Annotated in this window: 12 protein-coding genes; 4 read left to right on the forward strand and 8 right to left on the reverse strand. The window is 64.6% G+C overall.

What is annotated here, in order from left to right:
• Positions 1-199: 199 nt before the first annotated feature.
• Complete coding sequence (locus ACWGS9_RS18505) at positions 200-1,093, reverse strand: LysR family transcriptional regulator (protein WP_454506611.1); 894 nt, start codon at positions 1,091-1,093, stop codon at positions 200-202.
• A 96-nt stretch (positions 1,094-1,189) separates the two neighbouring features.
• Between ACWGS9_RS18505 and ACWGS9_RS18510 the strand changes: the two genes are divergently transcribed.
• Complete coding sequence (locus tag ACWGS9_RS18510) at positions 1,190-2,146, forward strand: SDR family oxidoreductase (RefSeq protein ID WP_454506612.1); 957 nt, start codon at positions 1,190-1,192, stop codon at positions 2,144-2,146.
• On the opposite strand, the gene ACWGS9_RS18515 is transcribed toward ACWGS9_RS18510, so the two are convergent.
• The 6 genes from ACWGS9_RS18515 to ACWGS9_RS18540 all read right to left on the reverse strand — a co-directional run bounded on the left by ACWGS9_RS18515 (position 2,147) and on the right by ACWGS9_RS18540 (position 11,178).
• Complete coding sequence (locus tag ACWGS9_RS18515; RefSeq protein ID WP_454506613.1) at positions 2,147-2,305, reverse strand: DUF3309 family protein; 159 nt, start codon at positions 2,303-2,305, stop codon at positions 2,147-2,149. It lies immediately after the preceding gene.
• A gap of 98 nt (positions 2,306-2,403) precedes the next feature.
• Positions 2,404-5,580: an efflux RND transporter permease subunit gene (locus tag ACWGS9_RS18520; RefSeq protein WP_454506614.1), complete on the reverse strand. Its 3,177-nt coding sequence runs from the start codon at positions 5,578-5,580 to the stop codon at positions 2,404-2,406.
• 71 nt (positions 5,581-5,651) lie between these two features.
• Complete coding sequence (locus ACWGS9_RS18525) at positions 5,652-6,830, reverse strand: efflux RND transporter periplasmic adaptor subunit (RefSeq protein ID WP_454506615.1); 1,179 nt, start codon at positions 6,828-6,830, stop codon at positions 5,652-5,654.
• Positions 6,831-7,194: 364 nt separating this feature from the next.
• Complete coding sequence (locus ACWGS9_RS18530) at positions 7,195-8,616, reverse strand: coniferyl aldehyde dehydrogenase (RefSeq protein WP_454506616.1); 1,422 nt, start codon at positions 8,614-8,616, stop codon at positions 7,195-7,197.
• 126 nt (positions 8,617-8,742) lie between these two features.
• Positions 8,743-9,873: a patatin-like phospholipase family protein gene (locus ACWGS9_RS18535; RefSeq protein ID WP_454506617.1), complete on the reverse strand. Its 1,131-nt coding sequence runs from the start codon at positions 9,871-9,873 to the stop codon at positions 8,743-8,745.
• Positions 9,874-10,077: 204 nt separating this feature from the next.
• Complete coding sequence (locus ACWGS9_RS18540; protein ID WP_454506618.1) at positions 10,078-11,178, reverse strand: citrate synthase/methylcitrate synthase; 1,101 nt, start codon at positions 11,176-11,178, stop codon at positions 10,078-10,080.
• 89 nt (positions 11,179-11,267) lie between these two features.
• Between ACWGS9_RS18540 and ACWGS9_RS18545 the strand changes: the two genes are divergently transcribed.
• Positions 11,268-12,413 (forward strand): citrate synthase, encoded by a 1,146-nt coding sequence (locus tag ACWGS9_RS18545; RefSeq protein ID WP_454506619.1) that lies wholly within the window; start codon positions 11,268-11,270, stop codon positions 12,411-12,413.
• Between the two features lie 249 nt (positions 12,414-12,662).
• On the opposite strand, the gene phaR is transcribed toward ACWGS9_RS18545, so the two are convergent.
• Complete coding sequence (phaR, locus tag ACWGS9_RS18550; RefSeq protein WP_320215571.1) at positions 12,663-13,262, reverse strand: polyhydroxyalkanoate synthesis repressor PhaR; 600 nt, start codon at positions 13,260-13,262, stop codon at positions 12,663-12,665.
• 305 nt (positions 13,263-13,567) lie between these two features.
• Between phaR and ACWGS9_RS18555 the strand changes: the two genes are divergently transcribed.
• Together ACWGS9_RS18555 and phbB are read left to right on the forward strand one after the other, a co-directional pair.
• Positions 13,568-14,755 (forward strand): acetyl-CoA C-acetyltransferase, encoded by a 1,188-nt coding sequence (locus ACWGS9_RS18555; RefSeq protein ID WP_454506620.1) that lies wholly within the window; start codon positions 13,568-13,570, stop codon positions 14,753-14,755.
• Between the two features lie 116 nt (positions 14,756-14,871).
• Entirely contained in the window at positions 14,872-15,597 is a 726-nt protein-coding gene (gene phbB, locus ACWGS9_RS18560; protein ID WP_454506621.1) for an acetoacetyl-CoA reductase, read from the forward strand.
• Positions 15,598-16,130: the final 533 nt, after the last annotated feature.

Consider the following 16,130-nt stretch of genomic DNA (forward strand, 5'->3'; position numbering starts at 1 on the left):
TGGCTTTGATTCTGTTTTGTTCGCTTTTCGATTCTCGTTTGGACTCCAATTCCGACTTGCTTGGCAGTCGGTGCACGACTTTTTCAGCAACCTGTTAAAGCGCGTCGCCTGAACCCGGTTCAGCGCGACGCGCTTTAGGATCAGAGAAATAGAGCATGATGTCGTCCGAAAACCGCTTCACACTTTTCGGCATCATGCTCTAGCCGGCGCCGGCCGAATAGCGCTTCAGCTCTTCATGCAGGAAATCCGCCACGCGGCGGATGCGCATGCTGCTGCGCACGTCGCGATGCATGGCGAGCCACACCGGCAGGATGGGCAGCGGCACGTCGAGTAATAGCTTCTCCATGTCCGGGTCCCGGTCGACCAGCGGCTCCTGGCCAAAGCCAACCCCATTGCCGGTCCGCACTGCTTCCCACAGCACGATCTGGTTGTCGGTCCTGAAACGGAAATGGCCGCGCGCGACGGGAATGCCGAACGAGGTGAAGCCGCGAATGATCTCGTCGCTGCGGTCGAAGCCGACCAAGGCATGATCGGCAAGGTCGGCGGGTGTCTCGGGACGACCGCGCCGGTCGAGATAGGAACTGGCCGCGCATAGGCAGAGCGCGATGTCGGTGACCTTGCGCGCCACCAACTCGTTCTGGGCCGGCCTGACCATGCGGATGGCGATGTCGGCATCGCGGCGCAGCAGGTTCTCGACCTGGTTCGAGGCGACGATCTCGACCTCGATGCCCGGTTCCTCCTCGCCAAGCCGCGCCATCATCTGCGGCAGAACGAAGGCAGCGACCACCTCCGAGGCGGCGATGCGCACCGTGCCCTCGATCGCCTCGACCGAACCCAGCGCCAGCAGCGAGAATGCATTGGCCTGCTCGCTGACCGCCCGGCCGCGCTCGTAGAGCGTGCTGCCCGCCTCGGTCAGTTCGTAGCCGCGCCGCCCGCGCCGGAACAGGATGACACCAAGCGCCTGCTCCAGCTCGGCGATATGGCGGCCGAGCGTGGGCTGGCTGGCCGCAAGCCTGCGCGCAGCGGCCGAAAGACTGCCGGTCTCGGCGACCGCGACGAAGCTCTTGACCAGATTCCAGTCGAATTCTTTCATTCATTTTTGAATAACAGATCGCCAGTCTTAGTCAATTTCAATTCACTCGTGAAGGCATCAGATTAGCCGGGCAGACACAGACAACGGAGACGAACAATGACCAAGATCGCAATCCTCGGCGCCAATGGCCGGCTCGGCCGCGTGGTTGGCAAGGCTTTCATCGACGCCGGCTTCGAGGTCCGCGCCGTCACCCGCACCGGCAAGGTGCCGGCAGAGCTCAAGGGCGCTATCGCCGTTGCCGGCGATGCGCTGGACCGCGAATCCCTGGTCCGCGCCACCGAAGGCGTCGACATCATCTTCAACGGCCTGAACCCGGTCTACACCGACTGGGCCAAATGCATGCCGATGGCCCAGAACGTCATGGCCGCCTGCCGCGCGAACAACACGCTGCATCTCTTCCCCGGCACCGTCTACAATTACGGCTCGCCGATGCCGCAGGTGATCACCGAGGAGACGCCGTTCCATCCTACCACCGAAAAGGGCCGCATCCGCTGCGCCATGGAAAACCTGTTCCGCGGTGAGGCCGAGGCCGGCGGGGTGCGCACCATTGTCCTGCGCGCCGGCGATTTCTTCGGCGGCACCGGCAGCGGCTCCTGGTTCGACCTCGTCGTCGCCGCCAAGATGGAGAAGGGCGTCTACACCGCGCCCGGCCCGGCCGACCTTACCCATGAATGGGCCTACCTGCCGGACTTCGCCGTCGGCTTCGTCGGCCTGGCTCGCAACCTCGACAAGCTCGGCTTCTACGAGGCCATCAACTTCCCCGGCCACGCCATCACCGACCTCGACATCAAGGCCGCGGCCGAGAAGGCGCTGGGCCGCAAGCTTAAGCTCAGCTTCATGCCCTGGTGGGTGCTGCGCGCCGGCAGCCCGTTCGTGGCCATGTGGCGCGAGATCGTCTCGATGTCCTATCTGCGCTTCGAGGCGCACCGGCTGGTCTCGACGCGGCTGGAAGAGGTCATCGGCGAAATCCCGCGCACCCCGCTCGACAAGGCCGTGAAGGAGGCCATGCGGGATATCGACATTGCCGTGGAGCCCGCGCGCCGGGCCGCCTGATCAGATCCTGCCCATGAGCAGGAGGATCATCAGCACGATCAGGATGACACCGACGATACCGGACGGCCCATAGCCCCAGGAGCGCGAATGCGGCCAGGCCGGTACGGCGCCGATCAAGATCAGGATCAGGATTATTACGAGAAGTGTCGTGATGGTCATGAGAAACCCTCGCCGTCTAATCGAACTTGAGGGGACAATGCAAAAAGCCGCCCGGTTGTTCCCGGGCGGCTTTTTATCCTTGGGGTTGTGAAACCGCTCTATTCCGCGGCCTTCGGGAAGGCGACCGCCGGTTCGACGCCTGCCTCGCTGGCCGGTTCGTCGGTCGCTACCTTGCCCTTGCCGCGCCGGAACAGGCGGCCGAGCCAGTTGCGCCGCTGGCCGGGCTTCACCTTGGCGCGGGTGAACACCATCAGCATCGACGGCGTCACCACCAGCGTCAGCAAGGTGGCGAAAGACAGGCCGAAGACGATCGCCGAGGACAGCGAAATCCACCACTGCGTCGACGGCGCGTTGATCGTCGTCTCGTGATGGAAGATTTCCAGGCCGAGGCCGAAGGCGATCGGCAGCACGCCGAGAATGGCCGACACCGCCGTCAGCACCACCGGCCGGGCGCGCTCGCGGCAGGTCTGCAGCACCGCGTCCATCTTGTCCCAGCCCTCCTCGCGCAGCCGGTCATAGGTGTCGATGAGCACGATGTTGTTGTTCACCACCACGCCGGCGAGCGCGATGACGCCGATGCCAGACATGACGATGCCGAAGGCCTCGCCCGTCAAAAGCAATCCGAGGAACACGCCGATCGTCGCCATGACCACGCAGGACAAGACAAGCCATACGCTGGTGAACTTGTTGAACTGCGCCAGCAGCACCAGGAAGATCAGGAAGAGTGCCGCGCCGAAGGCCTTGCCGAGGAAGGCGCTGGCTTCCGCGCTGTCCTCGTTGGAGCCGGCAAGCTTCCAGCGGATGCCGCTGCCGAGATCCATGTCGGCAACGGCCTTGGTGACCTGCTCCTGCACCGCCGCGACCTGCGCGCCGGCATTGACATTGGCCTGCACGACCACGGTGCGCGCGCCGTCGATGCGGTTCAGGATGCCGACGGTCGGCTCGGGCTTGCGCACGACGAAGTTCGAGATCGGCACCGAACCCTGCGAGGTCTGCACCCGGAGTTCGTCGAGCGTCGACAGCGTGCGCCGGTCTTCGGGCAGGCGGAGCCGGATGTCGACCGCCTTGTCGGCGCCGGCCGGCCGGTATTCCGAGAGCTTGAGGCCGTTGGTGACCAGTTGCACCACTGTACCGACCGACGTCGGGCTGATGCCGTATTGCGCCGCCTTGGCGCGGTCCACCTCGAGCGCCCAGTCGACGCCGGGCGGTGGTAGGCCGTCCGAAATGTCGATGACGTTGGGCACCTTGGCGATCCGCGCAGCCACCGCGCGCGCCTTGTCGTCAAGCCCGGCCGGGTCGGCGGCCGACAGCCTGATCTGGATCGGCTTGCCGGTCGGCGGCCCAGCTTCCGGCACGCGCACCTCGACATCGACGCCGGGAATGCCCGCCATCACCGCGCGCAGATCGTCGAGGATCTGGTTGGCGGATTTGCGCTCGCGCCAGTCGACGAACTCGTACTGGATCACGCCGACCACGTCTTCTGGAACGTCCTGGCCGCCGCCTTGCGTCTTGCCGACGCGCGTATAGACCGACTTCACCCCCGGCCAGCCGAGCAGGCGGTTCTCCGCCGTCTTGGTCGCGGCGTCCATTTCGGCAAGCGAAAGGTTGCCGCGGGCATGCACATAGAGCAGGCCGTAATCCGGTTCGACGCTGGGGAAGAATTCGACGCCGGCGCCATATTTCGAATAGGCGAAGCCGACGCCGACTAGAAGGGCGACGGTGAGCACGATGACGGTGATCGGGAAGCGCACCGCCTGCTTCACGATCGCCATATACCAGCCGTCGCGATGATCGTCCTCGTGATGCGCCGGCGCCTTGGCGAAGATCGCGCCCAGCGTCGGCGCGAAGACCAGCGCGTAGAGCATCGAGGCCGACAGCGTCACGATCAGCGTGATCGGCATGTACTTCATGAAGTCGCCGATGATGCCGGGCCAGAACAGCAGCGGCGAGAAGGCGGCGATGCGCGTCATCGTTGCCGCGATGACCGGGCCGGCCATGCGCTTGGCGGCCAGCGCGAAGGCGTCCGCCTTCGGCATGCCCTCGCTCATGCGCCGCTCGGCGAATTCGGTGACGATGATGGCGTCGTCCACCAGCATGCCGACGGCCAGGATGAGGCTGAACAGCACGATCATGTTGATCGTGTAGCCCATCATGGCGAGCAGCAGGATGCCCATCAGGAACGATGACGGGATGGCAAGCCCGATGAGCAGCGAAGCGCGCCCCGACAGCGCGTAGAGGATGACGATGAACACCAGGATGACCGCAATCATCACATGGTTCTGCAGGTCGCCCAGCAGCTGGTTGACGAAGACCGACTTGTCCTGCGTGTAGGTGACGTGCATGCCTTCCGGCATGGTCTTGATGAAGGCGTCGGAGACCTGCCTGACATGGGTCAGCGTGTCGATCAGATTGGCGCCGATGCGCTTCTTCACTTCGATGGCGATCGCCGGCTTGCCGTCGAGGCGAGTGACCGTCTCGGCGTCCTTGAAGGTCGAGCGGACGGTGGCGACGTCCTTGGCCTGCACGACGGCATTCGGCGTCGCGACCACCGGCAGGTTGGCGACGTCCTCCGGCGTCACGATCAGCGACGGCACCTTGACTGCGTATTTGCCCTCCGAACCTTCGAGATTGCCGGCCGCGACCAGGCTGTTGGACGCGGCGACGCCCTGGATCACCTGGTCGAGCTGCAGACCGTAGGAGGAGAGCTTCACCGGGTCGATGACGACCTCGACGAGGTCGTCGCGCGCGCCCTGCAGCGAGCCTTCGAGCACGCCGGGCACCTCCTCGATGCGGTCGCGCAGCTCGCGCGCCGCTGCGGTCAGCACACGCTCCGGCACATCGCCGGAAAGTGTGACGACGAGGACCGGAAATTCCGAGACGTTGACCTCGTTGACCGTCGGCTCCTCGGCCGCCTGCGGCAGGTCGGCCTTGGCGTCCTGCACCTTGCTGCGCGTATCCTGCAGCGCCGTCGCCAGGTCGGTCTGCGGCTGGAATTCGACCAGCACGTAGCCGCCGCCCTGGAAGGCAGCCGAGCGCATCTCCTTGAGCCCCTTGAGGCTCTTGAGCTTGCTTTCCATCGGCCGCAGCAGCAGGCGTTCGGAATCCTCCGGCGAGATGCCCTGATAGATCAGGCTGACATACATCATCGGAATCGGAACGTCGGGCTCCGCTTCCTTCGGTGTCGACTGGTAGGCGACCCAGCCTGCGACAAGCAGGAACATCAACGCCGATATTGTGAGGCGGGCATTGTTGATGGCGAGTCTGACGATATCCATGACTTCGGCCTGTTATTCCTCGGGCTGCGAACTGGCCGCCGCCGGGCTGCCCCGGCAAAGGCGCGTCGTGCTTACTGTGTGCCGGCGGTGGCTTCGCCGATCAGCTTGCTGATGGTCGCCTGGTCGGCCTCGACGGGCTTCACCGGATCGCCTTCCTTCACCAGTTCCTGGCCGGCGACGATGATGCGCGCGTCTTGCGGGATGCCGCCCAGCACCAGGCCGTGCGGCGTGTCGTCGACCAGGTCGATCGGGAAGAACGCTACCTTGTCGTCCTTGCCGACGGCGCGGATGCCGAGGTCGCCCTTGTCGCCCAGCGTCACCACCGAGCGCGGCAGCATGACCGCGTCGGTCGGCTCGGCGCTGAGCGCGATCTCGGCCGTCATGCCGGCGGGGATCGAGCCGTCGCCATTGGGGATCGCCACCTCGACGCGGAAGGTACGGGTCTGCGACGAGGCATCGCGGCTGATGTAGCGAACCGTGCCGGTGACCTTCTGGTCGTTGACCAGGCGAACATCGGCTTCGTCGCCGATCTTGACGTAGCGCAGGTCGCGCTCGCTGATCTCGCCGCGCGCGATCACCGGGTCGAGCTTCAGGATCGTCGCCACCTCGCCGCCCTGCATCACCGAACTGCCGAGTTCCACCGGAATGCGGTCGATGACGCCGTCGAACGGGGCCTTGACCTCGTTGCGGTCGAGTTCGGCCTGCGCGGTATCCAGCTGGGATTGCGCGAGCGTCAGATTGGAGCGGGCGGTGTCGAGCTGCAGCTTCGGCAGGTTGCCGGTCTTGGCCAGCCGCTCCGCGGCATCGAGCTCGGCCTTGCGCTGCACGACAAGCTGCTTGGCGTTGTCGACCATCGAGATCTTTTCCTCGGCCGCGAGCATCAGCACCAGGTCGCCGGTCTTGACGTGATCGCCCTGCTTGACCGGCAGCTTTTCGATGACGCCGGCAACCCGCGTCGCCAGCACGGCGCGCTTGTCGGGCTCGGTGAGGCCGGAGATGCGGATGGCGCGTGCATAGGTCTTGCGCGGCGGCGTCACCACAGCGACGGTACGCGGCGCGGCCTTGGGCTCGGCTTTCGCCGTGTTCGGCTTCCCGGCTTCAGGCTGCGCCGGCTTGCCGGCGTCAGTGTGCTTGGTAACCGACTTGTCGGCGGCGCTGCCGACGGACGAAAACTCGCCCGTTCCCATCCAGGCCGCGAATCCGATGAGCACAGCAATGGCTGCAAGCTTGTGAAACCTGAATTTCGGCATCGTCATTTTTCCGTTGCAGGACCTGGCGAGGTCGGCGCTCCCGACTTCGGGCGCGCGGCCGATATGGGTGCGCCGAGGGTCCAGTTCAATTTGCCGTGATAGGCGAAGTGCGCCTTCTACCTGAAAGTTGCGGCGCAATATAGTCGGAAAAGTTGCATGAGCATTGCATCATGGAACGCAATAGCTCGACAAATACGGGCTTTTCTGCCAGCCGACCGCCGCTTTTGCGGGCACGCCGATAATTTTCTATCCTTCCCCGCGGTTACTGGCAGCAGCCGTCAGGATGATGCAGAGAACTTCCATAGGCGACGGCGATTGCCAGTTTGGGGCGCAGTCTTGCCCCGCCATTCTCGGATTGAAGCTGTCAGGTGATGAGGTTCAGCAGCCGGAATATCCGCTCGAAGGTCCTGCCATAGGGCGGGCGGAGCAGGCCGCCTGCGCTGAGCTTCGACTGGATGAAGATCGGCTTTTCCTTGCTGAAGGTGCGAAAGCCCCATTCGCCGTGATAGGCGCCCGTGCCGCTGTCGCCGACGCCGCCGAAGGGCTGCCGCTCCTGCACCAGGTGCATCATGCAGTCATTGACCGTGACGCCGCCGGCCACGGTTTCCTGCATCACCTTCTGGCGATTGGCGCTGTCGCTGCCGAACCAGTAGAGCGCCAGCGGACGTTCGCCCCGGTTCACATGATCGATGGCCTCGACCACCGTGCCATATTCGACGATCGGCAGCACCGGCCCGAAAATCTCCTCGCGCATCAGCCGCAAACTCTCCCCGGCATTGCGGACCAGCACCGGCGCCATCTTGCGGTCGGTGACGCCGAGCTTCTCGTTCGCCGGATTGACCTCGGTGATTTCGGCGCCGCTGTCGCGCGCCTCGGCGACCATGTCGCTCAGCCGCCGATGATGTCGCTCGCTGACGATGGCCGTATAGTCCGGGTTGTCGCGCAGGCGCGGATAGAGCTTCGCGATTGCAGCCGCGAACTTTGCAGCAACCGCCGCGCCATGGCCTTGCGGGACCATGAGATAGTCCGGCGCGATGCAGGTCTGGCCGGCATTGAGCAGCTTGCCATAGGAGACGCTGGCGACCGCCGCGTCGAGATCGCAGGACGGATCGAAGATCGCCGGCGACTTGCCGCCGAGCTCGAGCGTCACCGGTGTCAGATTGGCGGCCGCGGCCAGCGCCACCTGGCGGCCGACGGCGGTCGAGCCCGTGAACAGGAGGTGGTCGAAAGGCAGCGACACGAACGCCTTGCCGACCTCGGCATCGCCGACCATCACGCTGACCTCGTCGGCGGCGAAATATGTCTCGACCAGGCTGGCCAGCAGGTCCGAAAATTTCGGCGTCAGCTCCGACGGCTTGATCAGCACGCGGTTGCCGGCGGCCAAAGCCGCGGTCGCCGGCGCGATGGCGAGCTGGAAGGGATAGTTCCAGGGCGACACGATGCCGACGACGCCGAGCGGCTGCGGCAGCAGGCGGTTGCGGCCGGGCAGGAACGGCAGGCTGGTGGCGACGCCGCGCTCGCGCATCCAGGCGCTGAGATGCGACAGCGCATGCCTGATTCCGGCGCGCACGACGAACAATTCGGCAAGCCGCGTTTCCTGGGCCGCGCGGGCGGAAAAATCACTGTCGATCGCCGCGCAGATCTCGGCCTCGTGCTTTTCGGTGAGCGCCAGCAGGCGCTTCAGCCGGTCCCTGCGCACGTCCAGCGTCGGGAAAGGTTCCTTCTCGAAGGCCCTGCACTGCGCTTCAAACCTGACCCCGAGAGCGTTCTGTCTGGTCTGCAGCATCGCTACCTCCCGTTTACGTCGACGTAAGACTACATCGCGCCGAAGGCGTGATCCAGCGCCTCGCCGGTTCCGCTGGGGAAGATCCTGACAGTCGAGACTGACTTGCTGACAGGTAGGGAGGCCGCTCTAAGCCCGCCGCCGCGCGGATTCCGGCTTGATCCGCGCCGCGAGGAATTCCTTGACCCGCCGACCCGGCGCCGGGCCGTGCAGCGGCTTGAAGCCGTCGTCGAGCTCGCCCGAAAGATCGAGTGTAGCCCGCTGGCCGACGGCGTCGTAGTTTTCCTCCAGCCAGTCGCTGGCAGCGCTTCGGCCGAGGTCGCGCAAATAGGCGATGAAAGCCCATTCGGCATTGACCTTGGACGATGCCGACAGGTCCTTGAACGCCTCGTCGGCATCGATGCGGTGCATGCGGATGTCGCGATATTCGCCATGCGGCAGGCGGCCGGCCGCGATCAATTCCTTGACGAAGGCGATCGAGCGGAATTCGCGCAAGAGCCCGGCGTTGAAGGTGATCTCGTCGATGCGGTTCTGGATCTCGTTGGCGCTTTTGGGCGTGCCTTCGCGCACCACGGGATTGATCTGCACCAGAAGCACGTCCTCGGTGGCCGCCGTCTTGAAGAACGGATAGAGCGCCGGGTTGCCGCCATAGCCGCCGTCCCAATAGGGTACGCCCTTGATCTCGACCGCCTGGAACAGCTGCGGCAGGCAGGCCGAGGCCATCACCGTGTCGAGGTCGATCTCGCCGTCGGAGAAGACGCGCAGCTGCCCGGTCTCGACATTGGTCGCCGAGATGAACAGTTCCATCGACTTGCAGGCGCGCACATTGTTGAAGTCGATCTCCCTTTGCACCACATCGCGTAGCGGATTGAGGCCGAGCGGGTTGGCGACATAGGGAGAAAACACCCGCGACATGGTGTCGAAGAAGACATAGCCGGGCGTGTTCTCGATCGACCAGTTGCCCCAGACCACATCCCACGGCATGCGCTGCACCGGGCTGAAACGGCCCTTCGAGGCCACCGCCCGCCAGAAATCGTCGAGCTTTCGGCGGGCGCCCTCGACGCCGCCGCGCACGAAGCCGTCGGCCAGCGCCACCGCGTTCATCGCGCCGGCACTGGTGCCGGACACCGCCGCGATGTCCAGCCGCCCATCCTCGAGCAGACGGTCGAGCACGCCCCAGGAAAAGGCGCCATGCGAGCCGCCGCCCTGCAGCGCTACGTTGATCTTCTTCTTTTCCTCCGCCTTGCCGTTCTTCGCCATGGCGTTGTCCTTGTCTTGATGCGTCGGCCTGCCCCCACGTCACAGACGCGAAGCAGTTGCCGTCAGCTTATGTTGCAGTGCAGCATATAAGGGCGAACCAAGGCAAGAACACGAACACGGTGGCGTGATCGGTTGAAATTTCGGCCATGGAAACTTCTTTCCTCGCCCCACGCAGTGGGTACGAAGTGGGGAGAGGAACCAAGCTCAAGCTACCAGATCGGGCATCGGCCCGACATAGCGCGACTGCGGCCTGATCAGTCGTCCGGTCGCCTGCTGCTCGCGCGCGTGCGCGGTCCAGCCGGCGACGCGGCCGGCGGCAAAGACGTTGGAGAATGCCTCTTTCGGGAAGCCGACCGCTTCCAGCAGAAGTGCGGTATAGAACTCGACATTGGTCTGGATCGAGCGCTGCGGCTTGGCGATCTTGAGCACCTCGAGCGCCGCCTGTTCCACCGTCTCGGCGAAGGCCAGCCGGCTGCCCGTTTCGCCGCCACTCTTCTCGTTGCGCGAACCGAGCTGCCGTACGACCGCCTTCAGCGCGTCGGCGCGCGGATCGCGCACACGGTAGATGCGGTGGCCAAAGCCCATGATGCGCTCGCCATGCGCGATCTTGTCACTGAGCCAGCCAGTTGCATCGCCGCTCGCCTCGATGGCGTCCAGCATCGCGATCACCGGCCCCGGCGCGCCGCCATGCAGCGGGCCTTTCAGCGCGCCGAGCCCGGCCAGGATCGCCGAGGTCAGTCCGGCCTGCGTCGACGCCACCACGCGGGTCGCGAAGGTCGAGGCGTTGAGCCCGTGGTCGCAGACCGTCACCAGATAGCTGTCCAGCGCCGTGGCGAGCGCCGGCGAGGCGGTGCCCGCGAGCATCCGCAGCATGTCGCCGGCATGATCGGCTTTTGCATCGGGAGCGATTGGCGTCTCGCCCCGGCCAAGGCGCAGCAGGGCCGGTGTCAGCACCGCTGGCGCCGCGATCAGCCGCAGCGCATCGGCAAGCTCGTCACCGTCCGGCAGCATCGCCATGCCGGCCCGCATGCCGCTGTAGATGTCGAGCGGCGCAAGCTGGGTAAGCATCGGTCGCACACGATCAAATACCTCCACCCGCGCCTTGCCGATGGCCTTCTCCAGTTCGGCATCGCTTGGCAGGTCGTCGAAGAACCCGTCGAACAGCAGCCGGACCACTTGCGCATATCGCCAGCGGCCGGCGAGCTCCATCAGCGAATGGCCGCGGATGGTGAGATGCCCACCCGCGCCATCGACATCCGAAAGCACCGTGTCGGCCGCCACAACATCATCGAGCCCATTTGCCATGATCGTCTCCTTGACCTTTTGTGCATTGCAATTAATGCTGCACAATCAATGCATCAATCTTGATCAATATAATCAACGTAAGGCGGCAAATGACGGAATGGCTGACGCGGGAGCAAGCGCTGGAGCGGCTGAACGTCCGGCCGCAGACGCTCTATGCCTATGTCAGCCGCGGCCGTATCGGCATGAAACCGGACGACGCCGACCCGCGCCGCAGCCAGTACCGCGCCGACGACATTGCCGCGCTCACCACCCGCCGCGAACGTGGAAGGAGCCCCCAGGCGATAGCCGAAAGCGCCATCGCCTGGGGCGAGCCGGCCATCGCCACGTCCATCTCGACGGTGCTGCATGGCCGCCTCGTCTATCGCGGCAAGGATGCGGTGGCGTTCTCGGCGGCGGCGACACTTGAGGAAACGGCTGCCCTGTTGTGGGGCTCGGAGTCCCCGGCGTCGTTCGCTTCGCTGACCCCTTCAGCCGCTCGGCAAAGCGGCACTCCAACGGCATTCGCCAGGCTCTCCGCGCTCGCGGCCGAAGGCTGGCCCTCACTCGGCCGTAGGCCGGCCATGCTGCAGCACGACGGCGCCGCCGCCACCAGCGCGCTGGCCACGGCGCTTGGCGCGACGCCGGGCTCCGAACCCGTGCATGCAAGGCTGGCGCAGGGCTGGTCGGCGGAGGCCGCCGGCGCCGATCTCATCCGCAAGGCGCTGGTGCTGCTTGCCGATCACGAACTGAACGCCTCCACCTTTGCCGCCCGCGTCGCGGCCTCCACCGGCGCGCCGATCGCGGCCTGCCTGCTCGCCGGCCTGGCGACGCTTACCGGCCCGCGTCACGGTGGAGCCGGTGCGGCGGCGATCGCGCTTGTCGAGGATGCGGAGCGGCTGGGTCCCGATGAGGCGATCGCCCGCTGGCTCGCTCACGATCGACCGCTGCCAGGCTTCGGCCATCCGCTCTATCCGGAAGGCGACCCGCGCGCCGAGGGCCTTTTCGCCGGTTTCGGAATCGATGACGGGCTGTTGCGACTGCGCAAGGCGGTTCTTGCCGCGACCGGGCTACATCCGAACATCGATTTCGCTCTCGCCGCGATGACGCGCAGCCTGCGCCTGCCCGCCGATGCACCGTTCCGCCTGTTCGCGCTCGGCCGCAGCGTCGGCTGGACGGCGCATGCCGTCGAGCAGGTGACCAGCAACAGGCTGATCAGGCCGCGCGCGCGTTACGATGGGCCTGACGAGAGAGGATGACGGCTGCGGCTGCCAACTGCGATTAGCGGAAACGTCTCTCACGTCGTCATCCTAGGGCGGAGCAAGGAGCGAAGCGACGCGCGCAGACCCTAGGATCCATGCCGTTCCATTAAGGCGTTGTTACGGTTCAGAATTCTGCGCCGTGGTGCCCTTCAGCAGGCGTCACGGCATGGATCCTCGGGTCAAGCCCGAGGATGACGAAGGGATAGGCCTTGCCGCCAATCTCAACACCAAGCGGCGGCACACCCGTCAGGACATCGTGTCGAGCTTGCGCTGCATGGCCGCGATCTGGGCCTTCAATTCCTGCAGATCGTCGGATTTCTCTTCCTTCTTCGGCGGCTCGGCCGGGGCCGCGGAATTGCCGCCGGCGGACGGGAACGGCGTGAACATGCGCATGGCGTTCTGGAACATCTCGACATTGCGGCGCGTCTGTTCTTCCAGCGCCTTCATCGGCGTCGGCATCTTCATCATGTCCATCGGCGACTTGCCGAAGGCGCCCTTCATCTGCTCGCGGAAACGCTCCTGTTCCTTCGAAAAGGCGATCATCGATTGTTCGAGGAAGCTCGGCACGATCATCTGCATCTGATCGCCATAGAAGGCGATGAGCTGGCGCAGGAACGGGATCGGCAGCATGTTCTGCCCGTCCTTGTTCTCCAGTTCGAAGATGATCTGCGTCAGCACCGGATGAGTGATGTCGTCGCCGGTCTTTGCGTCCTGGACCGTGAACTCCTCGCCCTTCTTGACCATCTCGGCCAAGTCCTCGAGCGTCACATAGGTGCTTGTGCCGGTGTTGTAGAGCCGGCGGTTGGCATATTTCTTGATGACGATCGGGTCGTCTTTCGCGGCCATCCGTATCCTCCCCAGGATACCGGCGCGCTCGCGGTAAGCGGCCGGTAACGATTGTGCCCTTTGGCGAGGATATGCGCAAAAGCGTCACAATTCCAAGTGGTTTGTGCACTGCGGCATCAATTAATGCTGCATGGCCATGGCAAAATCCGCCACGCGGTCAACGTCATGTTACCGCAACCGGCGCGCGCGCTGCTTGCCGCGCATTGCGGCCATGCCCATTTCCGGTTTGACTTGGCCCCTTGAACGGGCAAGAAAAGTTTTCAACGATAGCCTAAAATACGACCCCTCGAAGTCTGGAGAAGAAAATGGCCGCTTCCAATTCAATCGTCGTCGCCGGCGCCGCCCGCACCGCGGTCGGCTCCTTCAACGGCAGTTTCGCCGCCACGCCGGCGCATGAGCTCGGCGCCGTGGTGATCAAGGAATTGCTCGCGCGGGCGAGCGTCGAGGCGGCGGAAGTCGACGAGGTCATCCTCGGCCAGGTGCTGACCGCCGCGCAGGGCCAGAACCCGGCGCGCCAGGCCTCGATCAATGCCGGCCTGCCGAAGGAGACCACCGCCTGGAGCCTCAACCAGGTTTGCGGCTCGGGCCTGCGCGCGATCGCGCTCGGCATGCAGCAGATCGCCACCGGCGACGCCAAGGTGATCATCGCCGGCGGCCAGGAATCGATGTCGATGTCGCCGCATGCCGAGCATCTGCGCGCCGGCGTCAAGATGGGCGACTACAAGATGATCGACACCATGATCAAGGACGGCCTGTGGGATGCCTTCAATGGCTACCACATGGGCAACACCGCCGAGAACGTCGCCCGCCAGTTCCAGATCACCCGCGACGACCAGGACCAGTTCGCGCTCGCTTCGCAGAACAAGGCGGAAGCCGCGCAGAAGGCTGGCAAGTTCAAGGACGAGATCGTCGCTTTCACCATCAAAGGCAGGAAGGGCGACACCGTCGTCGACCAGGACGAATACATCCGTCATGGCGCGACGCTTGACGCCATGACCAAGCTGAAGCCCGCTTTCGACAAGGACGGTACGGTCACCGCCGCCAACGCTTCCGGCATCAATGACGGCGCCGCCGGCGCGCTGCTGATGACCGAGGCCGAGGCTGCCCGGCGCGGCATCGCTCCGCTGGTGCGCATCGCTTCGTGGGCGACCGCCGGCGTCGATCCGGCGATCATGGGCACCGGACCTATTCCCGCTTCGAAGCGGGCGCTGGAGAAGGCCGGCTGGTCGGTCAAGGATCTCGACCTCGTCGAGGCCAACGAGGCCTTCGCCGCGCAGGCCTGCGCCGTCAACAAGGGCATGGGCTGGGATCCCTCGATCGTCAACGTCAATGGCGGCGCCATCGCCATCGGCCATCCGATCGGCGCTTCCGGCGCCCGCGTCTTCAACACGCTGGTGTTCGAGATGCGCCGCCGCGGCGCCAAGAGGGGCCTTGCCACACTTTGCATCGGCGGCGGCATGGGCATCGCCCTGTGCGTCGAAGCGCTGAACTGAGCCAATAGCGAACTGGGAGTAGCGAATAGGGAAAAATGGCGTCGGCGCGACGGGACATAGATCCCTACTCGCTATTCGCTACTCCTATTCGCTCCTCCACCAACAGGGAGGAGCACATGTCCAAAGTAGCAATCGTCACAGGTGGATCGCGCGGCATTGGCGCGGCGATATCGGTCGCATTGAAGAACGCCGGCTATTCGGTCGCCGCGAACTATGCCGGCAATGACGAGGCGGCCGCGAAATTCAAGGCCGAGACCGGTATCCCGGTCTACAAATGGTCCGTCGCCGACTACGATGCCTGCGCCGCCGGCATCAGGCAGGTCGAGGCCGATCTCGGTCCGGTCGGGGTGCTGGTCAACAATGCCGGCATTACCCGCGACGCCATGTTCCACAAGATGACGCCCGCGCAGTGGAAGGAAGTGATCGACACCAACCTCTCCGGCGTCTTCAACATGACGCATCCTCTGTGGAGCGGCATGCGCGACCGCAAGTTCGGCCGCGTCATCACGATTTCCTCGATCAACGGCCAGAAGGGCCAGGCCGGCCAGGTCAACTACTCCGCCGCCAAGGCCGGCGACATCGGCTTCAGTAAGGCTCTTGCTCAAGAAGGGGCTCGCGCGGGCATCACCGTCAACGTCATCTGCCCCGGCTATATCGCGACCGAAATGGTCAAGGCGATCGACGAGAAGGTGCTCAACGAACGCATCATCCCGCAGATCCCGGTCGGCCGGCTCGGCGAACCGGAAGAGATCGCGCGCTGCGTCGTCTTCCTTGCTTCCGACGAGGCCGGCTTCATCACCGGCTCGACCATGTCAGCCAATGGCGGCCAGTACTTCGCCTGATACCCGATTGTCATTCAGAGCGGGACGGCATTTCTTTGGATCGCCATCCCGCTCTAAATCTTATTTTGAAGCGTGATCTCCCCCTAAAGGTCTGCAACTTTCAAGGATCTTGCCCTGGGCGGCCCTGACATCCGGGCCGCCTTGCTCGCCCGCCGGAAAGGCCGGCGTGACACCTTGCCTCAATTCGGCACGCAAAAGTTAACGGCCGGGCCCGCGCCTGTGCGCAACCCGCTTCCCAAGCTGTGAGTTTTCGGTGGGCAAGCTGTGGGTAACACCACATCTAGGGGTGAACAAACCGGGAAAATCCCCGGAAAGCTGATTCGTCGCCGATTCGTTCCGGCTTTGGCCGAAAAGTTAACGACGGACGGCGCAAACATCACCGAATTCGTTAAAAGCGATTAAGAAAAATCAACAATTTCATAATCTTGAGGACCACCCTCAAGTCGACCGCGACTGTTCACCGGCAAAGGTTAACGACGGCTCGGGTCCATCGAGGACCAAGCATGAATCGGGCCAACTTCTCGATTCAGCAT

The organism is Mesorhizobium sp. Arg314 (assembly GCF_053714275.1).